The organism is Gordonia asplenii (genome assembly GCF_012933505.1).
Lineage (GTDB): Bacteria > Actinomycetota > Actinomycetes > Mycobacteriales > Mycobacteriaceae > Gordonia > Gordonia asplenii.
The window spans coordinates 171,789-193,209 of record NZ_JABBNB010000009.1 but is presented as its reverse complement, the minus strand read 5'-3'; the positions used below and the strand labels follow the sequence as shown (position 1 = coordinate 193,209).

Below are 21,421 nucleotides of genomic sequence, written 5' to 3'. Positions count from 1 at the left end.
TTAGAAGCGACGACTACCAGGTACCCGACCGCGTCGACCCATTGACGAAGAACTCAGACCAGTAGCCGTTCGCCCGCGGATTGCGAGCGCGTTCCCGGTCGACCGCGGCAGCCAGCGGAGCGCAGTTCCATCGACTTACTCCGGTGCTGGTACACGCGGCCTGCGTGTTCCAGTTGACGAGTTCGGACCTAGCAACTTTGAACCAGGCGTGCGGAGGAACTCCGGTTACCCCGCCTTGGGCTGCGTTCGACACCCCTTCGCCGGCGACGGCGATCGCAGCGGCCGCGGCGACCGTTGACGCAATCTTGATGAGCTTCTTCATGTTGTCCCCTCTCTGACGTGCGCGGAGCCACGAGCGTATCCGCGCACGGTGGGGGTGTATGTCCTCCGATTGGGTCAAACCTGTGCGCGGAGGTCGCATGTTGCACCCAGATTGCCCAGGTCCGCCACAAGGCAGGGGAGGTGCGGCGCGGGCCAGCGTCATCTACCCGACAGTGAAGTTGACCGCGCACGTGTGCCGCCCGTGCCGCCCGGCTGGAGTGACCGATACGCACCGGAACGCTTGCCCGCCGCCTATGCCGCGGGAGCGACTCAGGGCGCAGATGCGGAGTGCAAGCCCGAGGTTATGCACGTAACCCCGTGACAGCGCAATGCCTGGGTGGTTGCCCACCCCGACGACGGTGCACCCGCCTTTCGCGACACGGTCGAGTGCACCGTGGCCTGCAGCGGGCTGGCTTCCCCGGGCGCAACTGTGATCCGAACGGGCTAACCCGTTGTCGATCACCTCACAACCGACGATGTGTGATGGAAAGCTGAGCCCTATGACTCACCACATCGTCAGTCTCGCCTTCGCCGCTGTCCTCACCGCTGGGACCGCAGCCGTGACCGCGCCGACCGCTGCCGCAGCCGTCGATTGCGGCACATACACAGCGCCGAACGACTCGCAGGCACGTCCGCTGGTGATCACGATCGGCGCAGTCAGCTGCGGGCACGCGCGCAATATCCTCGATGACATGTTCGCGGGCAAGGGTACCCGTCTGAACAGGCAGGAACTGCAGGTTGGGAGCTACCGATGCACGGGCAACGACGCCGGCGCGTCGATGACGACTGGTGTCGACCTCTTCTGCGTCGGTAACGGCACACGCTTCGAACTGCGGGCTCCTTAGCGGGTCCCGGTCGGTCGCTGGAACGCGGTGCAGCCCAACGAATACACGTCCGAGCGATAGCCTCCGGCGAAAGATGGCTCACGTTAACGATGCTGTCAGTGAACGAGGTCGCCTCATTTGCCGCCTCTCGCGACAAGTAAGTCGACCAGCCCCACGACCTCTGCTGTGTCGCCCTCGAGCGCGACGTTGATCTAAGCAGCTTCACATTACGGGTGGGTGATCCCACGCTTGCACCACGTAATCCTTGTGCGACCGCGGATGCTTCACCAGAGGAACACCTCTGCTAAACCGCGCCAAGGCAACGGATATCACGGTGTACCCGTCAATAGTCCGGTCATGCCGGGTCCGGGGACAGCTGACGATCATTCGCGCATCATCGCCGGGATCGCGGTAGGTGCCTGTGGTCCAACAGCAGCCAGCGTTCACTCTTACGCCGCAGCATTTCGACCGCGATCACACGCCCAGAAACTGTGCGCCGAAGCGCGGGCACAGTAATCCGGACAACACCGATCGCCGATGGTGTCGCCCGGACGAAGGATATTCGATCCCACCCAGCTCGGTATACGTTCTATCTGATCGTGTACCAAGTGTGCGTTACGACTATGAACGGAATCAGATGAAGAGGCTTGTCGGCGGGGTCATGTTTGCGAGCGGGATCATCTCTTTCGGCGTGGCGATGGGCGGCATTGCGAACGCAGACGTCGTCGGGTGCGGGATCCTGACAGTGGCGAACCGCACGGGCACCGTGTATATCAACGCAGGCGACGCCACGTGTGCCCAGGCACGTGCCACGATTCAGCGCGGAATCACCGGGCCAACGAGAACTACCGGCGCGAGCGGCGGCCAGGTATTCGACTACAACGGTACGCAATGGAACGTGTGGGACTCCGGTCCGGGAGGCCCCGACCGGATATACCGCGTCTGGAGTGACACGACCGGAGTCAAACTCGCCTGGATGTGATCCGCACCGTTCCCTCCCAATCAACGATGGGTGCGATTGGATTTTCATTGAGCCAGATCCGTGCCACCTATGCATACTGGTGGCCCAATTGAGCTGCCAGCGGTTGCGGCGACCAGTGCGCATCTAGCGTTCTTGGTCGCTAGTTGTGCTGGCGGTTTCCATGTCCGCCAACGTTTCTACAACGACGGCGAACTAATCGATCGCCGACTCCGTCAGCAGCCGACAGCACCAACCGAGTCTGTTTCATCAACTCCGCTGGTGTCGAGGGCAACCGGATTCAGCCGTGCCACGCTATCGACATTTCTACGACGTCGACTCGCCCACCGTATACATATGGGCATATTCAGTATCGTCGCGAATGGGACGAATAGCTCGTTCACAGCGCCGGAGACGATTATCCGCGTTCAGTTCGCGTTGACCGAAGCCCTCACGGCGCTGATTCTGCCGTATCCGTGAGCCGTTCTCCAGCGCGTCGACAACCGTCATTCATAAACCTGGCCTGGTCGTGGTCGCCGCATGGAACAGACCGCGAAAGCGACTATCGGACAACCCCATAGTTCCGGCGGCGACGTCGTCGATAGCGCACGCCCTACGCCGAGGCTGCGTAACAGATCGTGTCGCACCGGGTCGACGAGAGCGCGGTCGACATGCGCGCCCGATGGGCCCCGCCGCATCCGCGCATTCGGCGGTCCGTGAGCAGCGAATCTGCGCCGTCGCGGCGGTATCGATCCAAGCACTGAACGCAATAGCGTATGGCCGCACCGAACAATCCCACGTTCGCCCACGCAGAATTCAAGGAGATCCCGATGATCGATTCGATTCCCCGGCCGCCGATCGAGCCCGAACTCGCGGCGCTACTCGCCGCGAATCCGGAGATGTTTCCCACCACCATCACGCCGGACATGATCCCCGCCCTGAAAGTCACTACGCCCCCGGAGAAGACCGAGGCCCTACTCGAACAATTCGACGCAGAGAGCCGAGACGTCGTCATAGATGGGCATGACGGGCACCCGATCGTCGTCTCGATCATCGGCGCGAAGGGCCGCACGGGGACCGGGCCCGGCTTCTACCACACCCACGGCGGCGGCATGTTCGCAGGTGATCGCTTCGCCGGCATCGATCAGTTCGTCGAGTGGGCGGTGCGCTACAACGGAGTGCTGGTCACCGTCGACTACCGACTGGCACCCGAATTCCCCGATCCGTACCCCATCGAGGACTGCTACTCCGGTCTCAAATGGACCGCGGACAATGCGGATGAACTGGGCATCGACCCCGATCGCCTCATCATCGGCGGCGCTAGTGCCGGGGGCGGCCTAGCAGCGGGGCTGACGTTGCTCGCCCGTGACCGCAAAGGCCCCGCGGTGGCGGGTTCGCTGGTGATCTATCCGATGCTCGACGAACGCAACGACACTGTGTCAGCCCGGCAGATCGACGGATACGGATTCTGGGACCGCACCAGCATGGAGACCACCTGGAACGCCTACCTCGGCGACCGGCGAGGTACCGACGCCGTGTCGATCTACGCAGCGCCCACCCGCGCGACCGACCTGTCCGGCCTGCCGCCAACCTTCCTCGGAGTGGGTGCGGCCGAGGTCTTCCGGGACGAGGTCGTCGCGTACGCAAGCGCCATCTGGGCAGCTGGCGGCGACGTCGCCCTGCACGTGTGGCCGGGCGCGTTCCACGGCGTGGACCTGATGGCCTACGACACCCGCACCGCAGCCGACATGCGCGACGCACACGACCGCTGGATACGACGTCTCCTCGAAGGGTGACGACCGCGCCTCGGCGCGCGGATCGCGGCTGCCGGGGCCGATACCGGGCGAGTGAAGCCGAGCACCTGATCTCCCTTCTATCCGCACCACGACAGCGATATCGTCTGACGACCACCCCTCGAGGACTCCGCCGCGGCCTGCGCGACGACCCCAGAGAATCATGTCGGCGACGATGGAGCACACATGAAGGAATTCGCCCTCGAACTGTCCAGGCGCGACCCCCTCATGAGTGAGTACCTCAGAATCGTGTCCTACTTCGACGCCCTGATGGCCGACGGCGCTGGACTCGATGTGCTGCTACGAGGTGCGGCGATCTTGTCCGGTACCGTCGTCGGCGCCGAACGCAGAAGCACGACGGTTCGCATCGATCCGGACGGGCACCACGTCGTCGGGGACGACGAGGGCCCGCGTTCCGCCGCCGCTGAGGTCGGCGACGGCAGCGTCTGGCTGGAGCGACGAGGAGATCCGCCCGCGACCGACGATATGATCATCGATCGGCTCGCGGTCGCGGTCGGACTGCTCGACACCAGATTCAGCTCTCCGCACGCGCTGTCCACGGCGATCGACTCCGCGCAGTCGAGCAGCGTGCGATCGACCGCCCTGATCCGACTCGGCGTCGATCCGAGCGTCCGCATACGACTGATCGCAACCGATGCCGGCACAACGTCACCTGAGGCCAGATCGACGCTGGTCCCGACCCGGTACGGAATCCTGCGAGCGAACCTGGACACCCGCCGACAGGTTCCAACCGTGCAGCCGGCGGGGATCGGCCGGTGGATGCGCGCCGATCATGCGCCGGAGTCCTGGGAAGAGGCAGTCATCGCGTACCGCCTGACGAACTCGTACGCGCCGATCGTCGACGCGACCGACTTCGGCGCGATGCTCACCTTGGTCAAGAACTTCGACCCGGACGCACCCCATCCCGACGTCGTCGCCTTAGCGCGACTCGACGACAAGTCAGCTCAGATACTAGGAGTCCTCGCCGCGTCCGGCAGCGTGCGCGCCGCCGCGGCCGAGCTGAGAATTCATCACTCCACATTGCAGGTCAAACACGACCAACTGATCCGCGAGCTCGGATACGACCCACGTTCAGTGCCGGGACGCATGCGGTACATCGCTGCGGAAGCACTACGTCGGCTGCTGCCCACAGCGTCCGACTCGTCCAATGACCGCTGACCGGCGCTCAGTAGCACCGCATGGTTTCGGGGGACGCCGCGCAAGCGTGTTCGGTGGGTCGTCGGGCCACCCCGGCGGGGATCGCGCGTGCGCAGATGTGGCGGCGACTCTTGCTTCGACTAACGGACTCGCCGCGGTGACGATTCAGTCAGTAGCCATAGCCGCCGGGTACATTCGGCCGATCGTTTACGACTGCTTCGGCAGCCGCGAGGATGTTGTGGCCTTAATCGTGTCCACCGCTGCCGAATCACTGCGCCGCAGGCTGAGAATCACCGAGTCTGCCCTGTCTGCCCGCGGAAACGTCGAGGACGTCGGAGCGATGGCCTACATCGATCTGCTCCTCGAGGGGCAGGTCGATAGCTTCACCTCAACCGGCAACGCTGAAGAATGCATCTGCCAACAAGAGATGAATCGGAGACGCTCCGGTAGCCCCCTTGTCGGCATGGGTGCCTGCGGACAGCCATGCCCGTCGCCAGCGCGTTAATATCCCAAGCGTAACCGCTAGTCGGATGCTTTTCGCGACTCCGACAGGTAATCGAGGTCGAGACTCTCGGAGTCGAGGACCCTAGCCAACGGGAAGTCATCAACCGAGGCCAGGTCAGACATCACGGTTTCGATCACCGCAGGGTCAGCGAGGCCTCGGGCCGCCTCCTCGCACTGCAAGGCCCAGGCCGTGATGAGATACTCCCACCCGAAGAACGTTTCAGTTGGAGTGCGGGAACCTTCCGTCAGGTAGTCCACATACGCGTTCACCTGTGGCTTCAAGGGCGTGCGAGGATCAGGTTCAGCGAGGCCAACCGGAGGTGCTCCAATGTCGTCCACCTCGGAAGGAACGACACCTGGTCCGGTGATGACGATGAGCGTCAACTCATAAGGTGTCTTCTCCCAGTCCTCGCACGACACCCGAAACGAGTGGACCGCAGTCAGGAGTTTGCCGACGGGGGTGTTGAGCTTGCGGGCCTTCGTCTGCAGTACGTCCCTCACAGGGGCCAGTGCTCGGACGACCTCATCGGGATAAGCGAATCGCCCGAACTTGCGTGACACCGCGAAGGCGAACTTGCGGACTTCATCATCCGAAACAACTCCGGCGCGTCGTAGGTAGCCGACTAAAGCGGTCTTAACCACAGTCGTGATCACGTCGAGGTCAGCGAAGAAGCTCTCACCCAGCTGGGGCAGCGGAACAAATCGGGGGCGCTTCCCGGTGGATGCTTCCTGTTGGTCGCGGCCTTGGAGTTCGACGATTGGGGCGACCTGAATATTCGGGCGACTGCCCTGGGACGCGTCACACGTCTGGCTGACAACCGCCACCCCATGTGGAGTAGTGGCAGTCAACTGTCCCCAGTCCGTTCCAAACATGTAAGCGGGAGCGCCTACGAAGACGTCCCCTTGGCGCCAGTCGCTGCACCTGTCACCGATCTCATCCGCTTCATCACACATCGGCTAGTGGCCAGCTTGTCCAACCGGTTCGTGGATCGCGTCGATCAGGTGCTCAGGCCCGACCGGCATGCCCCACGTCGGACCGCCCGACCGTTCACGGCGGAGTCGGTCAAGAATACTGATCCCATCAGGTTCAACAGCGAGCAGGCACGCTCGCACAGCCTCCGGAGTCGCGTTTGGGGTCGAAGCTTCGATCTGTCGGACGATGGCACCGAACTCCCGCAACCGGCGAGCATTCGACTCGTTGAGCCGCCCGCCACTCGACCACATGTGCACCGCGCGGCGGGAAACACCGAACGCCTTACCCAACTGAGCCCAGGTCAGACCGGAGCGCTCCTTGAGCCAGAGGACCTCTTCGCGATCGGTACGGGATGCCGCCCGCATCGAAGGCGCCAATGCTTCACACCTCGAGGTGAGTTGCGACGCATTGGCTACCGCAGCGAACTCCCCTCGGTAGGTGTACTCCACCGCCAACGACGGAAGGAGGGTCTCACTTCCTCCGGTAGATGTGCTCGTCCAGCTGGAAATCGCCATTACAACCGGTAGGAGCACGACCGCAGCTGTCACCGGCCGCGCATAACCGCGATCTCGCTCGTCATGGTCACAGCTCTGCTGTGCTGACGTCGTTGTCGTCATAGTTCGCCTCCGAACGCCGACAGGAAATCATCAGTCACGGACCAACGGAAGAATCGGTAACCGTTGAGCGCCAGATCCTTCACCTCATCCACGAGGTTGTCTGGCTGCTTAGCTCCGGCATCGAACTCGCGGTAGGAGTCGGTATCGAACACGCAAGTCGGATAGTCGTACGGGCTACTGGCGGTGTCGATCACCGTTCCCTTCGGCAGCAGGCCGTACCTTGCGGTGAACCGGGCTCCATCAGCGAGCTGGTACTGCGTCTCGGTGATGGAAGAAGCGAGTTGTGCGGCGTCGTCTTTCTCCGCCATCGCGACACCCAACACTGCTGGACGGAACAGTTCAGACAGGCGATCGAGGTGCTTCTGATCAGTCAACTGGTTGATGTAACGGACCCCCAGACGGGTTATGTAAGGGATGGGAATCTCCGCCGCCAGCGCTTCCCAAGCGCCGTCGACCCACTGCGCGAACTCACTTCTGTGCGTGTAGGTGGTGCTGTCTACGCTGAGGAACGTTGCGCCGAAGCTGACCTGACGGGAACCGTCAGCACTGGTCAGCCTCCACAGTCGAGAGGATGGGTTGCTCTGACTCATCCCATCTGGGGTGAGAGTCACCGCGACTTCGCGCCCCGCTTCGATCAGTGGGTAGTCGTCGGCGAGTGCTCCAGCGATCGCGGTAGCGACACCGTCTTCGTTGGAGGCGAACTTGGCCATCTGCGGGAACCGGACCTGAGCAATAGTCCGCAGCAGTGGGGCCTTTGGTAGCGGAATGTTTCCTGGTTCTTTCGCGGCGAAAGGGTTAGGGATGGTCGCCATAGTTCACATTCTACTTCACACCGATGACAACGGATGCAGATGCCCGCAGTGCTTGGGACTCGTTCAACGACCCGCGTGCGACCCTTTGATCGTGCATGACCAGCGAGCACGAGCCACCGCGCCCCGATCGGTGCGCCGAGCAAGCAACGGCAATGTCTCACCCGTCTGATTCAGTGGCTTGTACATCGATCAAGGAGCACTTCATGGCATCGAAGCCCACAGAAGCATCACGCAACCTGATGGACAGCGTCCAGCACGCGCTGGGAGTCAACGTCGTCGATGTCGGTGCCTGGTTGGGGCCAGTCTTCGCAGCTGCCTGGATCTGGGTATCGATCTTCACCGGTCACGCGCCGGACCATCTACCATCGCCGCTCGCTTGGGCTAGTTCAATCCTTGAAGACCTCGGGGTGACTGCTACTTGGCCAGCGTCAGCACAGGCGTGGCTGACCGACAGACTAAGTCTGTTCTGGCTCGCACTAGCAATTGCGATTTATGCGGCGGGGCGGGAGCTTGCCACAAGATCATCGACGTCCACGATCACCTGGACAGCAATCATGACCGCTGCCTGCATCAAGTCACCGATAGCGACTATCACAGTCTTCCTCGCGGCGAGCCTGCTACTTGCAACAGTTGCACAACTCGTGGATCTCGGTGGTGGAAGCGAACTCGATCTCGGTTGGTACTTGTGGCGCTGGACTTCAGGACCAGGACTGACTGTCGTATTCGTGGTTGCCGCCCCCTTCTTTCTCGCCGCCGCCATGATCGAGCCCTATCGCGAGCGCTCCCAGCCTACCGAGCGGACCGGCGACGAACTAGGCGTCGAACTAAGCAACATGCCAAACGACTCCCTCGCCGACACCCCGGCCCGTGAAGTCCTCGCCTTCCTGTCCCGTGTCCTGCTCCTCTCGACCGACGATCAACGTGGGGTCGCCTACCGCACGATCAAGTACTACTCGCAGTCTTTCGGCCGGCGCAACGTCGTGGGCAGTCCAATGGATAGACGGAGTTGGAGACAATCACCAGAGTGGGACTAGTCCTGTCATCTGCACGTACGCCGTTCCTGGCCTCCACGCCACTCACAGCGATTTACCTTCTCCTCGCGAACGATTGGTTGTGAGCTGGGACACTAGGAAAGATCACTGGACCGAGACCCTACGATCGCGAGGTCTTTGGTTGTGCCGGAACCCACCCGTTCAGCTACTGATCAGCCCCGCAACCCGGATATGGTGTCATTCAAGAACCACGACGGTTCGACCGAGCCCCGTTGCGCGCCAGCGAGTCAGTCTCGCCACTCTTGTCCGCACCATTAGTCACAATCGGGCCTGCCACAAGCCAAGTCTTGGCGAGAACAGGTTTCACGCTCTGGTTTCTGGTCGAAGAACCACACTTCCGCTAATGGGATTCTGGCCCACGTGTCGACCGGAGTGACTGCCGAAGGAGGCCAGTTACCCGAGCAGTGCAGCCACTTCCGACGCATGTGTGTGGTAGATCCGCAGGACAAGCTTTCCGTCGTCGCATAGCCGAGCACACCTCTACCGCCGGCGACGCCGTTCCCGCCGTGATCAGACGAGACGCCCGTGTGTCGCGCTATGAAGCATGCCGCGGGATCCTTCCACCATTCGTCCAGAGTCAGCGCCCGCAAAACGGTCGGTACGGGGGCGATTAGTCTAAGTGATCGCCGCGCGCGAACCATTTGCCATTGTTGTGATCTATGGTTTAGCCAGTGACACGCCGGGTTCGCGGCCGCCCGCAATAACCGACATCCAAATCAATTGCGCTACAACGGAGCCCGGGAGCTCACAGCGTCGGAGTGTGTCGTCGCCAGGCTCGCAACTTTGTCTTCGTCAATCGGATGATCTGACGTCGGGGCCGTTTCCGAAACTCCCCCTCACCCACTGCGGAAGCGGAGGGATTTGAACCCCCGGTGGTTTTACCCACGCTCGCTTTCAAGGCGAGTGCATTCGGCCGCTCTGCCACGCTTCCCTGCAATACGACTGCGGTAACAGGCTACGACACCGACGGTCCGTTACCCCAATCGAACCCCGGTCGGGGCGTCGAACCTACTCCGGATACTCCTTCAGGAGCGACACATGGACTTTGCCGAAGATCGCGCCCAGTGCCGCGAACTCTTCCGGCGTGAGCACATCGATCAGGTGCCGCTTGACCATCTGGTCGCGTTCCTTCGCGACCCGCGACAGGTAGCAGCTCCCCTCGGCGGTGACCCGCACCCAACGCTGCCGGGCGTCGCAGTCGACGTCGATCCGCTCGACGCGGCCGGCTTCGACGAGCCGGGTGATCTGCCTCGACACCGTGCTGAGCGAGATCTGAGTGATCGACGCGAGGTCGGAGATGCGGAGGCGTTCGTGCCGCGAGAGCGCTTCGAGGACCCGCCAGTCCTGTGTCTGCGGGATGCCGGCGTCGGAGAGCCCCTGATTGATCGCCGCATACAGATGCCAACCGCCCGCGACGATGTTGTCCCACGAGGACCGCTGCGATCCCGACAGAATGTTCGACGACCCTGTCGACGACGTGCCGTCGACAAGGTGCACCATCTTCGAATCAGAATCGGCCACCGGATACCTATCGCTCGCTAAGTATTTCCAGCCTAGTCTTATGCGAGCGATGCGAGCGTACGGACTAGATGATCAACCTCGTAAGGCGTCGAGTACGGGGCCAATCCGATGGTCACCGCACCGTCCGCTTCACCGACTCCTGCCTGGTCAAGGGCCCTAGACGGCACCGCGGTGAGTGCGCAGACTCCGTTGTCGGTCAAACGGTGTACTACCTTGTCTCCGCTTACACCGTCGACGGTGAAACTGACGACCGGAATGCGGCTCTCCGACTTTCCCAGCACGCGGATCGGGGTGAGATTCTCCAGCGAGTTGATCAAGTAGAACATCAGCCGCTGCAGGTACTCGTAGAGCCCGTCGAGTGAGGTGACCAGCCGGCGTCGACGTTTGCCGATCGCGTCCTCGTCGAGCGACGCCAGGTGCTCCACCGATGCGACGAGACCCGCGAGCAGCGCGCCCTGATGCTGACCGACTTCCAGGCGTGCGGGTCCCGACGCCGTCGGATCGATCGACAGCGACTCCAATGTGTCGATCTCCGACGGGTCGGCGAACACCATCGACGCCACTCGGGGGCCGCCCCAGCGGTCGGCGGACACCACCATCACGTCGGCGCCGAGTTCCCGGATGTCCATCGGCAGATACGGCGCGGCGGAACTCGCGTCGACGATCAGCTTCGCGCCCGCCTTATGAGCCAGCCCGGCGATCTCACTGATGTCGGTCAGTGCACCCGTCGTCGACGATGCCAGTGTGACCGCCACGACCTTGGTCGCGTCGGTGATCAGGTCGCCGAACTGTTCGGTCGCGAGTTGTCCGGTCTCGATGTCCATCTCGGCCCACCGCACCCGCGCACCGAGCGCCGCCGCGTGCCGCAGCCACGGGACGATGTTCGCTTCGTCGTCGAGCTTGCTCAACAGCACCTCGGTGCCCCACCATCGCTGCGTTCCGTACGAGTCGGCGAGATTGCCGATCAGCGACGCCACCGACGGCCCGAGAACCACGCCGGCCGGGTCTGCGGCAACGAGATCTGCGACGGCCCGTCGAGCAGCGATTACGACGTCGCGCGTCGCGGTGCTGCCCGGATACACCCCGCCCGGCGCCGACACCAGCGACCGAAAGCCCGTTGACACCGCGGACGCCACGGCGTCGGGAATCTGCATGCCGGCTTGCGGATCGAGATGAATCCAACCGTCGCCCAAAGAGGGGAACAGCCCTCGAGCGTGGGCGACATCGAACGTCATGGGTCACACGATAGACGCTGACTCGTGAGCATGGGTCAGCTGTCGGTCTGTCGGCCGCATTCGACGTCCCCGACCCGGGTCCGTCGTTCAATGCCAGACTGGACCCATGATGAACCAACCTTTCGGATCCGGCGGTCCAGGTCAGCTCAGTGGCGGCGGCACCAACGACCTGCCCGACAATGTCATCGTCGTGACCGACACCTCCGACGACGCCGACAAACCGAGCGTCGCGGACATGGTCGAGCAGCCGGCCAAGGTCATGCGCATCGGGACGATGATCAAGCAGCTTCTCGAGGAGGTGCGCGCCGCACCGCTCGACGACGCCAGCCGCAACCGGCTGCGCGACATCCATCAGTCGTCGATCCGCGAACTCGAGGACGGCCTGGCCCCCGAACTGCGTGAGGAGCTCGAGCGGCTGGCACTGCCGTTCACCGACGACGCCACTCCGTCCGACGCCGAGCTGCGCATCGCTCAGGCCCAGCTGGTCGGCTGGCTCGAAGGCCTGTTCCACGGGATTCAGACGGCCCTGTTCGCCCAGCAGATGGCCGCGCGTGCACAGCTCGAACAGATGCGTCAGGGCGCGCTACCGCCCGGCGTCGGGCCCGGTGGCGCCGCGGGCGGTCACGGCCCCGGGCAATATCTGTGACGACGTGCACCTTCTACCGGCGGGTAGAGTGACCTCCCGTGTCAACGGCAGTCAACGATCGAGTAATCCCCCCTGCCCCGGAGACGTCTGATTCGCGAACCCTGCGGCGCGCGGTCGCCGACCTCTCCGAAGGTCTGCGCACCCGTGAACTGTGGTTGCACCTGGGCTGGCAGGACATCCGGCAGCGCTACCGGCGCTCGGTGCTCGGGCCGCTGTGGATCACCGTCGCCACCGCGATCACGGCATTCGCGATGGGTTTGCTGTACGGGCAGCTGTTCGGCATCGACGTCAAGACGTTCCTTCCGTACGTGACGCTGGGCCTGGTGTTCTGGAACTTCATTCAGAACTCGATCACCGACGGTTCCGAGGTGTTCACCACCAATGAGGGCCTGATCAAACAGTTGCCCGCGCCGGTCAGCGTGCACGTCTACCGGATCGTGTGGCGACAGCTGATCATCTTCGCGCACAACATCGTCATCTTCGCCGTGGTGTGGGTCATCTTCCGGCCGCCGACCGGGTGGACCGCGCTGCTGATCATTCCGGCGATGGCGTTGTTCGTGCTCAACTCGGTGTGGGTCACCATCGTGTTCGGCATCATCTCCACCCGCTTCCGCGACATCAAACAGTTGCTCGCGACCGCCGTGCAGTTGGTGTTCTTCATGACGCCCATCATCTGGACCATTCATATGGACGCCGCCAACAAGATGTCGAGCCGGATGCGCCTCGTCGAACTGAACCCGATGTATCACTACCTGGAGATCACTCGCGGCCCGCTGCTGGGACAGCACGTCGAGTTCTACCACTGGGGAATCGTGTTGGGCTGCACCGCCGTCGGCTGGGCGATGGCGATGTTCGTGATGCGTAACTACCGCGCCCGCGTGGCCTACTGGGTTTAGGACAACCGTGAAGAACTCGATACTCAAATCTGCGGCGCTCGTCGATCCGGACAAGGTTCGCGTCGACACCTGGGACGCCTGCGTCGACTTCCCCATCTTCGACGCCAAGACCCGCTCCTTCAAAAAGGCCGTACTCGGCAAGGCCGGCGGCGTGATCGGATCCACCGACTCGAATGTCGTTGTGGTCGAAGCACTTCGCAACATCAACCTGCACCTCGAACACGGCGACCGCGTCGGGCTCGTCGGGCACAACGGCGCAGGCAAGTCGACGCTGCTGCGCCTGCTGTCGGGGATCTACGAGCCCACTCGCGGCGCCTGCCGCGTGCAGGGCCGGGTGGCTCCCGTCTTCGACCTCGGCGTCGGCATGGACCCGGAGATCTCCGGTTACGAGAACATCATCATCCGCGGCATGTTCCTGGGCATGAGCCGCAAGGAGATGATGCGCAAGACCGACGAGATCGCCGAGTTCACCGAGCTGGGCGACTACCTCGAAATGCCGTTGCGGACCTATTCGACGGGCATGCGCGTACGTGTCGCGCTCGGCGTGGTCACCAGCATCGACCCGGAGATCCTCATCCTCGACGAGGGGATCGGCGCCGTCGACGCCGACTTCATGCGCAAGGCCCGAGTTCGCCTGCAGGCCTTGGTCGAACGCTCCGGCATCCTCGTCTTCGCAAGCCACTCCAACGAATTCCTCGCCCAACTGTGCGATCGCGCCCTGTGGATCGACCACGGGCAGATCCGCATGGAGGGCGGCATCGAAGAGGTCGTCAACGCCTACGAGGGACCCGACGCCGCGGCGCGCGTACGCAAGGTCCTCGCCGACCTCGAAGCCGACGACAAGGCACGGCCGAGTTTCGTCGGGTCGGTGTCGGACGCTCCGGAATCGTCCGACGCGGAGGTGTCCGAGGCCGAGTCGTCCGACGCGGAGGTGTCCGAGGCCGAGTCGTCCGATGCGGAGGTGTCCGACGTCGAGTCGTCCGATACCGAGTCGTCCGATGCGACGCCCAAAGTTGCGACGCCCGAAGACGCGGCGCCGAGGGATGCAACGCCCGAAGACGCGACGCCAGAGGGCGCGACGCCAGAGGGCGCGACGCTCAAAGACACGACCGAAGACGCGACGACCGATGCGGACTCGACCGGCGAGACTGCCTCGGAATCCGACGCGGCCGAAGAAGGCTCCGACTCGGCGCGCTCTGCTGCCGCCCGCTCCGGGGAAGACTCGACGAGTTCCGCGAACAAGGTCGATGCCGGTGAGTAGCACCGAGCGCGTCATCGCGGTGGTGGTGACGCATCGTCGCGCCGAGTTGCTCGCCGAATCGCTGAAAGTCATTGCCGCACAGGATCGTCCGGTCGATCATCTCGTCGTCGTCGACAATGCCGCCGAGGCTCGGGTCGCCGAACTGGTCGCGGCCACCGACGTCGAGACCACCTACCTGGGGTCGCAGCACAACCTCGGTGGTGCGGGCGGCTTCGCGCTCGGCATGCTGCACGCGCTGGCGCTGGGCGCCGACTGGGTGTGGTGCGCCGACGACGACGGCAGACCCGAAGGGCCACAAGTACTTTCGACGCTGCTCGACTGCGCGCGGCGACATCGACTGGCTGAAGTGTCGCCGGTGGTGTGCAACATCGACGACCCCGACACGCTCGCCTTCCCTCTTCGACGCGGCCTGGTGTGGCGCCGCAAACGGTCGGAGTTGTTCGCGAGCACCGAAAGCGGACCGAATGCGACCGCCGACGACCCGTCAGACGACTTCCTCGAAGGCATCGCCTCGCTGATGAACGGGGCGCTGTTCTCGGCGTCGACGCTGGAGCAGATCGGCGTGCCCGACCTGCGATTGTTCTTCCGCGGCGACGAGGTGGAGATGCACCGCCGCCTCACCCGCTCGGGCTTGCGCTTCGGCACCTGCCTGACCACCGCTTATCTGCATCCCGACGGCAGCGACGAATTCCGCCCGATCCTCGGCGGCCGTATGCACACCCAGTACCCCGACAACGCGAACAAGCGGTTCTTCACCTACCGCAACCGCGGCTACCTGATGAGCCAGCCGGGCATGCGCAAGCTGATCCCCCAGGAGTACGCCCGCTTCGGCTGGTACTTCTTGGTCCAACAACGCGACGTCGCGGGCTTCCGCGAATGGATGCGGCTGCGGAAACTGGGCCGGGCAGAACGGTTTTCACGACCGCAGTGACGAGTGGGGTGCGCCGCTGGTCGGCCAATCCTCGTCAGATTTCTGCGCACCGACCGACCGCCGCCGGGCGACCCGAACTTCGTTGGTTCGGACCCGAAACCTCGTTCTGTAGTGTTTCGTACATGGCTGAAGAGGGTGTGACGTCACGGCGCGCCGAGTACGCGCTGTTGACGCGAGCCGCGATCCTGGACGCGGCGACGCGTCTGTTCGTCGAGCAGGGGTACGCCGCGACGGGGCTCGACGAGGTGGGCCGCCTCGCGAGGGTGAGCAAAGGTGCTGTGTACCACCACTTTACGGACAAGCCCGGTCTGTTCGCGGAGGTCTTCGAGACGCACTGCACCTCGGCGCTGGGCGTGATCGAGCAGTCGATGCGGCCATCGATGTCGACTCGGGAGGTGATCGTGACCGCGATCTCGTCGATGCTGTCGGCGTACGCGAAGGATCCACAGCTTCGGGAGCTGTCCCGGCAGGCGGGCTTCGCGATCGGAGAGGATCGCCGGCGCCAGATTCAGCAGAATAAGTCGCTGCCGTTCGTCCGCCAGATCTTCGAGACGGCGGCGCAGGAGGATGAGCTTCGGGTGGGCGTCGATGTCGACGTCGCGGCACGGATGGTCTTGGAGTTGGTCTTCGACGGCGCGGTCGCGTTTGCCGAGTCCCCGACGAAACGTGGGTACCGGTCGACGATCGAGCGCGTGCTGGTAGCGATGGTGACCGGCTTGTTGGTGCCCGCCGAGGGCGATTCGTCGGGCGGGGCGCCCTAGTAGAGTGCCGGACGTAAGAGTTGTACGACCGTTGCGTTCCTCTGCCGGTTGAGCCTGGTTCCACCGGCCGAAGCGTCCCTCTGCTGGTTGAGCCGGACCGAGCGCCGTGCTGAGCGAGGCGCTAGCCGAGTCGAAGCAGCGCTAGCCGAGTCCGTGTCGAAACCTCTCAGCCACAACGACTTTCGACGATGCGCGCCAATATCGGCGACGTCACCCGGCAAGTGACGCATGTGCACCCTACGGGTGCACATCCCTCGATGTTCGACACCATCACAGTTCGACACGTGCGCCACCATCAAATGCATTGTGGTACAGGGGTTTCGACACGCTCGTCACTTCGACTCGGCTAGCGCCTCGCTCAGTACGGCGCGCTTGCGCGCCTCGCGGCTCAACCAGCGGATGCAGTGCCCCGACCGGTGAAACCAGGTTGAGCGAGCGGAGCGAGTCGAAACCCCACCGGCCGGGCAAGGATGAAACCCCAGCGTCACTGTGGTTTCGACTCGGCTTCGCCTCGCTCAACCAGCAGGATGTGGCGAAGCGGGGAGCGCAAGATATCAATTCTATTAGGCGCGACACGCCACCAGCTGATTGATTCGGGCGGTGAATCAGCGGTGCCGGCGCTCGCATGTCGGCTACTAAGCGAGCCCGCCGGCATATCGAGACCCCCAGCAACGCGAACTCTAATCAGCACCCAAAAGCGCAGCGGCAGAGCAGAACTCACACGATCGCAAACACGATCGCCCGTTGTGGGTGCGTCGAGCACGGTGTCTCACCCGATCTCGATAACCCGCCGGGCTCATTCACTGCGACTCGTTCCTCGCTCGGTACGGCACCTCGCGCGACGGCCATTCGATCAACCAGACAAACCCGACGGGCTCATTCACTTCGACTCGTTCCTCGCTCAGTACGGCGCCTCGCACGACGGCACTCGACCAACCAGCGGTAGCAATCACCCCATCAGCGACCTTCAGTGAGCAGCGTTGCCGCTAGCCGGTGTCGATGCGGCCCAGCCGGTGTCAGTAGCGCGCGGCGTATCGGATTCTGCGCGCCAGTGAGGTGTTGCGCTGTGCTGCGAGAACGCGTGCGTTGTCCTGCAGTCGACGCTGAGCCCGGGTGACGCGGTCAGACGCCTGTGCGATGGCGTCGCCGACGTCGAGGACGGTGGGGAGCTGGTAGTGGTCGAGGACGGTCGACAGGCGTTCTTCGGTGGTGCCGCGCACGGTCAACACCGGAAGACCGAGGCTGGTGACGGTGTCATAGAGCATGGTGTCCGACAAGTGCCGGAACGGCTCGGAGACCGGGCGGTGCCCGTCGTCGTGCAGCGGAAACTCGACAGGCAGATGCACGAAGGCGTCGTAGAGCGTCGCGGCGCGTTCACGGCTGATCTGTCCGTAGATGTCGAGGTAGGTGCGGTATGCGTGGTTATGTCGCCAGCCCGCGACGCGTTTGACGGTCCGCAGAATCGCCGGAGCGCCCGGGTTGATGCCGGTTTCCGCGCGCGCCTGGCCGTAGACCCATTCGTGAATGATCGATCCGTCGGAGATGAAGCCGTCCAGCCCTGATTCGTTCTGGACGCGCTCCTCGAAGCGCCGCAGCCCCAGCGCGAGAAGCTCGACGGAGTTGAGTTCCATGACCGTCTTCCCGGGGATCAGGTCGGCGAGTATCTCGCGTGAGGTCATGGCGTGTGTTCGGGGGATGCCGGTGGCGAGTGAGAGCGCTTCGGTGAGGGTGGACTTTCCGGTTGAGTAGGTTCCGGAGACGGCCAGACGCAACGCAGTCATGCGATCGCCCCGACGCGGCCCAGACCCGTGGTCTGGTCACCGGCGAGAATCGCCAGCGCGCTGGTCGCATCGGCGGTCGCGATCAGTGGGAGTCCGGCGTCTTTGATCGCGGCGAGCAGCGTCAGGTCGTCGTCGGGGCGTTGTTCGGGGGTAGGTATGTGGATGCAGAGGGTATAGGTGCAGCGTGCGTGGCGGGCAGCGGTGGTCGCGAACATGGCAGCGTAGCGGCGCGCGAACGCCGCGTCGCGATGGCTGCGAGGGCTGTGCCGGTGCAGCGATGTGTGTAGTTCGGCCCAGTCGTCGAGTACCGAACCGCACGACAGGAACGACGTCCGCCGTGATTCCTGGCTGACTCGGTACTCGAAACGGCGCAGTGACTCTTCGATCGCCGGCCACGGACCAGGTCGGAATGCGTGCGGGTGCCGCGGCATCCGGATGACATCGCGGTGGGACGATCCCAGCGCCGCGATGAGCGATTCCGTCGTCGCGGCGTCCGCCGATATCACGATTCGCTGCCCCGTCGCGGGCGTCACGAGGTGCCCGCCTGAGGCAGTGCGTGGGCGAGGAGACAGCCTCCACTGATGCCGCCGAAGTCGACGAGTGTCAAGTCGGCGCTGCGCCAGTGGCGGCCGCCCATCGTCAGGGTTGAGGCGCGGCGTACATCCATTCGCGCGGTGAACGCGCGGTCGATCGGCCGGACCGGAGTGTGGGCGGTGAGCCGAAGTTTGCGCATCCACAAGGTGTTGGATGCTGCTCGGTCGACGTCGTCGAGGTCGTAGAGAAGGATCTGCGCGAGTTGCGCGGCACCGACCAAGGCGTCGACGAACGACACGGTCGGCGCGTACGCGCTTTCCAGGAACGATGTCCCGTAGCTGGTCGCACCGGCGTACACGACGGCGCGAGCCCGGACCGACGTGCAGTCAGCGGCTACCCGCACGTCGTCGGCGTCGACGGCGTGAGTGCCGAACGTGCCCTGATAGAAGTCGATCGGATTGTGTTGCGGCCGAGGGCGACTCGTGAACCGCGGCACCGCCGGCGCGGGCAGCGCGATGACGAGGCGACCGCGAAGCGACCCGACGCTGAACTCAGCGGATATCCGGGAGTGTCCGGTGCCGGAGAGTGAGTGCAGGCCGATGGTGACGGGAATCGACGTCAGGTCTTCGTCGGGACGGGAGCCGGCCGTGATGGCGACATCGGTCAGCCAACTGGCGGCGAGATCGGCGTCGGTGAGTTCGTAGGCGGCTTGGGCGGCGTCGCACGTTGCCGCGGCAGCGAGCACCAACGTGTCGATGCTGCTGAGGTGCGGAACCAGGGTGCCGCCGGATTTCACCGACCACGTCTGTGGATAGATCAATTGGCTTGTGGCGGTGAATGTTACGGGGTCGTCGGTGGGGATCACGGGAGTCAGGTGGCGTACGACGTCGCGGTATCCGCCGCCGAAATAGCGGCCGGCTGCGTTTCCGAGGATTCCGGAGAACGTCCGTGCGGCCGAGTGAGTGAGAGTCATTATCCTGCTTCCTGGTTGGTCAGGTGTTGTGGGCGTGATGCCGCCGGTACCGGCAGGTTGACGAGCTGACCGGCCCAGCACATGCCCGCGCCGAATCCGACGAGGGCCGCGAGGTCGCCCGGCTTCGCATCGCCCGAGGTGAGCAGGGCATGCATGGCCAGCGGTATCGACGCTGCAGACGTATTGCCGCTGGTGACGAGATCGGTTGCGACAGCGACTGATTCGAGCGGCAGGGCCCGTACCGTGTGGTCGATGATGCGCGCGTTGGCCTGATGGGGGATGAAGGCGCGGATGTCGCGTCCGCGCTGTTGCCCGAGGAGCTCGGCGGTGATCTTCGGGAGCATCGACGTCGCCCACCGGAATACCGCCGGGCCGTCCATGGCGACGGCCGGGGTGGCAACGGTGGGATCGGCCGCCAGGTCACCCCAGGTGGGACTCTGGGTGATGACGTCGTATTTGCTTCCGTCCGATCCCCACACCACCGGCCCGATCTCGTGCGTCGGTGACACGCCGACGATCACCGCGCCCGCCCCGTCCCCGAACAGCGGCGCCGTAGCCCGATCTCGCCGATCGATGTTGGCGCTGAGTTTCTCGCTGCCTACGACAAGAACGTGGCGGCTCGTTCCCGCGGCGATCTGATCCGAGGCTGAACTCAACGCGTAGCTGAATCCTGCGCATCCGGCAGAGACATCGAACGCGGCGGCATGCGCCGTCCCCAGTCGATGAGCCACACCCACCGCTGCCGACGGCGTCGCCTGCATATGCGTCGAAGTGGCAACGATCACGCAATCTAGTTGCGCAGCAACGATATTCGCCGCATCCAGCGCGTCCCGCGACGCTGCGACCGCCATCGTCACCACGGTCTCGTCGTCGCCCGCGTAACGGCGTTCGACGATGCCGGTCCGACGGCGCAGCCATGCATCGGGATCACCGTCGATCAGATTCCCGAACGCAGAGTTCGGGATCACGGTGGCGGGCCGATACACCCCCACGGCCTTGAGAGCTGCGCCCTGAAGTCGCGCCGGAGCCCCCGGATCGTCTAGTGCCCCGCGGCTCTGCTGACTCATGGTCGGTAACATACGCGCATACAATGAATAGGCGCAAGCACTTTCGCCGAGTACGGTTGGGCCAACGACTGGGGCGTGAAGGCAGGTGCGATGAGCCCACGAGAGGACTACGCGGTAGTGGGGCGGCCTGGGCAGGGGGCAGCTACGCGGTCGCGAATCGTGCGCGTCGCGGCGGACCTGTTCGCGAAGCGAGGGTTCGCGGGTACCGCGATCGACGACATCGCCGACGCCTCGGCGGTCAGCAAAGGGACTGTGTACCACTACTTTTCAGACAAGCAGGAACTCTTCGGCGAGGTCTACGCATGTGCGTGGGCGCAGGCCGGCCGGGCGCTGGATGAAGCGCACGCGCCCGCCACACTCGCCGCGGGCGTCGAGGCGATCCTCGGTGCCGCGGCAACGAACAGCGCACCCCTGCGTGCGCTCTCCGCGGTCGCAGATCAAGCACTGGGAGCAACGCGACGTCGCTACATCGAGCGCGACTTCTGCGCCACACTCCTGCGCCGGGCGCTAAGCGGCGACCGGCCCGGATGCCGCGACTCTCAGTTCGTCGAAGTCGCGATGGACCTGGTGGCCGACCTCATCCACGACGCCTTGCGCAGCGCCCCCGAGGTCGGAGCGGACGCGGACGTCATCGCGTGGCTCGTGGACGGACTGTCTCGATGACCGCGGCCCGAACCGCCGCGGCCGCTGTATTGTGCGCGAAGCCCAGACATGTAACATACGCTCGTACAATCAACAGATTAGGAAATGTCACTAGCGACAGCGTTTCCGATCTCAGATGCGGAAGGTTCGACAGTGGAGCG

General features: G+C 64.1%; 20 protein-coding genes, 1 tRNA gene and 1 pseudogene. 12 read left to right on the top strand and 10 right to left on the bottom strand.

What is annotated here, in order from left to right; all coding sequences use genetic code 11:
• Positions 1-13 precede the first annotated feature (13 nt).
• The gene (locus HH308_RS11170) at positions 14-322 is read right to left on the bottom strand and encodes a hypothetical protein (protein ID WP_170194271.1); all 309 of its coding nucleotides are present in this window, start codon (positions 320-322) and stop codon (positions 14-16) included.
• Between the two features lie 499 nt (positions 323-821).
• Between HH308_RS11170 and HH308_RS11165 the strand changes: the two genes are divergently transcribed.
• The 5 genes from HH308_RS11165 to HH308_RS30685 all read left to right on the top strand — a co-directional run bounded on the left by HH308_RS11165 (position 822) and on the right by HH308_RS30685 (position 5,559).
• Entirely contained in the window at positions 822-1,166 is a 345-nt protein-coding gene (locus HH308_RS11165) for a hypothetical protein (protein WP_170194270.1), read from the top strand.
• Positions 1,167-1,782: 616 nt separating this feature from the next.
• Positions 1,783-2,127: a hypothetical protein gene (locus tag HH308_RS11160; protein ID WP_170194269.1), complete on the top strand. Its 345-nt coding sequence runs from the start codon at positions 1,783-1,785 to the stop codon at positions 2,125-2,127.
• A gap of 752 nt (positions 2,128-2,879) precedes the next feature.
• The gene (locus HH308_RS11155; RefSeq protein WP_246284517.1) at positions 2,880-3,899 is read left to right on the top strand and encodes an alpha/beta hydrolase; all 1,020 of its coding nucleotides are present in this window, start codon (positions 2,880-2,882) and stop codon (positions 3,897-3,899) included.
• Positions 3,900-4,082: 183 nt separating this feature from the next.
• Complete coding sequence (locus HH308_RS11150) at positions 4,083-5,075, top strand: CdaR family protein (protein ID WP_170194267.1); 993 nt, start codon at positions 4,083-4,085, stop codon at positions 5,073-5,075.
• Positions 5,065-5,559, top strand: a complete 495-nt coding sequence (locus HH308_RS30685) for a TetR/AcrR family transcriptional regulator (RefSeq protein ID WP_170194266.1) — start codon at positions 5,065-5,067, stop codon at positions 5,557-5,559. The genes HH308_RS11150 and HH308_RS30685 overlap by 11 nt, the downstream gene beginning before the upstream one ends.
• Before the next feature lie 17 nt (positions 5,560-5,576).
• Here HH308_RS30685 and HH308_RS11140 read toward each other — a convergent pair whose 3' ends face one another.
• Both HH308_RS11140 and HH308_RS11135 read right to left on the bottom strand, forming a co-directional pair.
• Complete coding sequence (locus HH308_RS11140) at positions 5,577-6,383, bottom strand: hypothetical protein (RefSeq protein ID WP_170194265.1); 807 nt, start codon at positions 6,381-6,383, stop codon at positions 5,577-5,579.
• A gap of 761 nt (positions 6,384-7,144) precedes the next feature.
• Entirely contained in the window at positions 7,145-7,960 is an 816-nt protein-coding gene (locus tag HH308_RS11135; RefSeq protein WP_170194264.1) for a TIGR04255 family protein, read from the bottom strand.
• A 203-nt stretch (positions 7,961-8,163) separates the two neighbouring features.
• On the opposite strand from HH308_RS11135, the gene HH308_RS11130 reads away from it, so the two are divergent.
• Positions 8,164-8,994, top strand: coding sequence for a hypothetical protein (locus tag HH308_RS11130; RefSeq protein WP_170194263.1), 831 nt, complete (start codon positions 8,164-8,166; stop codon positions 8,992-8,994).
• Between the two features lie 864 nt (positions 8,995-9,858).
• On the opposite strand, the gene HH308_RS11125 is transcribed toward HH308_RS11130, so the two are convergent.
• The 3 genes from HH308_RS11125 to HH308_RS11115 form a co-directional block, all read right to left on the bottom strand.
• Positions 9,859-9,943, bottom strand: a tRNA-Ser gene (locus HH308_RS11125).
• 77 nt (positions 9,944-10,020) lie between these two features.
• A complete protein-coding gene (locus HH308_RS11120) occupies positions 10,021-10,533 on the bottom strand; it encodes a MarR family winged helix-turn-helix transcriptional regulator (protein WP_170194262.1) in 513 nt (170 codons plus the stop codon).
• Positions 10,534-10,571: 38 nt separating this feature from the next.
• The gene (locus tag HH308_RS11115) at positions 10,572-11,768 is read right to left on the bottom strand and encodes a cysteine desulfurase-like protein (protein ID WP_170194261.1); all 1,197 of its coding nucleotides are present in this window, start codon (positions 11,766-11,768) and stop codon (positions 10,572-10,574) included.
• A gap of 109 nt (positions 11,769-11,877) precedes the next feature.
• Between HH308_RS11115 and HH308_RS11110 the strand changes: the two genes are divergently transcribed.
• From HH308_RS11110 to HH308_RS11090, 5 genes and pseudogenes are all read left to right on the top strand, one after another.
• Entirely contained in the window at positions 11,878-12,414 is a 537-nt protein-coding gene (locus HH308_RS11110) for a bacterial proteasome activator family protein (RefSeq protein WP_170194289.1), read from the top strand.
• A gap of 38 nt (positions 12,415-12,452) precedes the next feature.
• A complete protein-coding gene (gene wzm, locus HH308_RS11105) occupies positions 12,453-13,310 on the top strand; it encodes a galactan export ABC transporter permease subunit Wzm/RfbD (protein ID WP_170194260.1) in 858 nt (285 codons plus the stop codon).
• A gap of 7 nt (positions 13,311-13,317) precedes the next feature.
• Positions 13,318-14,142, top strand: a pseudogene (wzt, locus tag HH308_RS11100) (galactan export ABC transporter ATP-binding subunit Wzt/RfbE); the annotation flags it as partial.
• Positions 14,143-14,557: 415 nt separating this feature from the next.
• Complete coding sequence (gene glfT1 / locus HH308_RS11095; RefSeq protein WP_170194259.1) at positions 14,558-15,502, top strand: galactofuranosyltransferase GlfT1; 945 nt, start codon at positions 14,558-14,560, stop codon at positions 15,500-15,502.
• A gap of 122 nt (positions 15,503-15,624) precedes the next feature.
• The gene (locus tag HH308_RS11090; protein ID WP_170194258.1) at positions 15,625-16,263 is read left to right on the top strand and encodes a TetR/AcrR family transcriptional regulator; all 639 of its coding nucleotides are present in this window, start codon (positions 15,625-15,627) and stop codon (positions 16,261-16,263) included.
• Positions 16,264-17,279: 1,016 nt separating this feature from the next.
• Here the strand turns inward: HH308_RS11090 and HH308_RS11085 are convergent.
• The 4 genes from HH308_RS11085 to HH308_RS11070 are packed head-to-tail and all read right to left on the bottom strand — an operon-like array spanning position 17,280 to position 20,618.
• Positions 17,280-18,044 carry an AAA family ATPase gene (locus HH308_RS11085; protein WP_170194257.1) on the bottom strand — a complete coding sequence of 255 codons (765 nt, stop codon included), beginning with the start codon at positions 18,042-18,044 and terminating at the stop codon, positions 17,280-17,282.
• A complete protein-coding gene (locus HH308_RS11080) occupies positions 18,041-18,577 on the bottom strand; it encodes a hypothetical protein (RefSeq protein WP_170194256.1) in 537 nt (178 codons plus the stop codon). Before HH308_RS11080 ends, HH308_RS11085 begins: the two co-directional genes overlap by 4 nt.
• Positions 18,574-19,551, bottom strand: a complete 978-nt coding sequence (locus HH308_RS11075; RefSeq protein WP_170194255.1) for an AvrD family protein — start codon at positions 19,549-19,551, stop codon at positions 18,574-18,576. Before HH308_RS11075 ends, HH308_RS11080 begins: the two co-directional genes overlap by 4 nt.
• Positions 19,551-20,618, bottom strand: a complete 1,068-nt coding sequence (locus HH308_RS11070) for a beta-ketoacyl-ACP synthase 3 (protein ID WP_170194254.1) — start codon at positions 20,616-20,618, stop codon at positions 19,551-19,553. The genes HH308_RS11075 and HH308_RS11070 overlap by 1 nt, the downstream gene beginning before the upstream one ends.
• A gap of 90 nt (positions 20,619-20,708) precedes the next feature.
• On the opposite strand from HH308_RS11070, the gene HH308_RS11065 reads away from it, so the two are divergent.
• On the top strand, positions 20,709-21,281 hold the full coding sequence (locus tag HH308_RS11065) for a TetR/AcrR family transcriptional regulator (protein ID WP_170194253.1): 573 nt from the start codon (positions 20,709-20,711) through the stop codon (positions 21,279-21,281).
• Positions 21,282-21,421 lie beyond the last annotated feature (140 nt).

What these genes read in the sequence shown, in the direction of transcription:
- HH308_RS11170 (WP_170194271.1), bottom strand. Translation starts at nt 322, where the DNA reads ATGAAGAAGCTCATCAAGATTGCGTCAACGGTCGCCGCGGCCGCTGCG.
- HH308_RS11165 (WP_170194270.1), top strand. Translation starts at nt 822, where the DNA reads ATGACTCACCACATCGTCAGTCTCGCCTTCGCCGCTGTCCTCACCGCT.
- HH308_RS11160 (WP_170194269.1), top strand. Translation starts at nt 1,783, where the DNA reads ATGAAGAGGCTTGTCGGCGGGGTCATGTTTGCGAGCGGGATCATCTCT.
- HH308_RS11155 (WP_246284517.1), top strand. Translation starts at nt 2,880, where the DNA reads ATGGCCGCACCGAACAATCCCACGTTCGCCCACGCAGAATTCAAGGAG.
- HH308_RS11150 (WP_170194267.1), top strand. Translation starts at nt 4,083, where the DNA reads ATGAAGGAATTCGCCCTCGAACTGTCCAGGCGCGACCCCCTCATGAGT.
- HH308_RS30685 (WP_170194266.1), top strand. Translation starts at nt 5,065, where the DNA reads ATGACCGCTGACCGGCGCTCAGTAGCACCGCATGGTTTCGGGGGACGC.
- HH308_RS11135 (WP_170194264.1), bottom strand. Translation starts at nt 7,960, where the DNA reads ATGGCGACCATCCCTAACCCTTTCGCCGCGAAAGAACCAGGAAACATT.
- HH308_RS11130 (WP_170194263.1), top strand. Translation starts at nt 8,164, where the DNA reads ATGGCATCGAAGCCCACAGAAGCATCACGCAACCTGATGGACAGCGTC.
- HH308_RS11115 (WP_170194261.1), bottom strand. Translation starts at nt 11,768, where the DNA reads ATGACGTTCGATGTCGCCCACGCTCGAGGGCTGTTCCCCTCTTTGGGC.
- HH308_RS11110 (WP_170194289.1), top strand. Translation starts at nt 11,878, where the DNA reads ATGAACCAACCTTTCGGATCCGGCGGTCCAGGTCAGCTCAGTGGCGGC.
- glfT1 (WP_170194259.1), top strand. Translation starts at nt 14,558, where the DNA reads ATGCCGGTGAGTAGCACCGAGCGCGTCATCGCGGTGGTGGTGACGCAT.
- HH308_RS11090 (WP_170194258.1), top strand. Translation starts at nt 15,625, where the DNA reads ATGGCTGAAGAGGGTGTGACGTCACGGCGCGCCGAGTACGCGCTGTTG.
- HH308_RS11085 (WP_170194257.1), bottom strand. Translation starts at nt 18,044, where the DNA reads ATGACTGCGTTGCGTCTGGCCGTCTCCGGAACCTACTCAACCGGAAAG.
- HH308_RS11075 (WP_170194255.1), bottom strand. Translation starts at nt 19,551, where the DNA reads ATGACTCTCACTCACTCGGCCGCACGGACGTTCTCCGGAATCCTCGGA.
- HH308_RS11070 (WP_170194254.1), bottom strand. Translation starts at nt 20,618, where the DNA reads ATGAGTCAGCAGAGCCGCGGGGCACTAGACGATCCGGGGGCTCCGGCG.
- HH308_RS11065 (WP_170194253.1), top strand. Translation starts at nt 20,709, where the DNA reads ATGAGCCCACGAGAGGACTACGCGGTAGTGGGGCGGCCTGGGCAGGGG.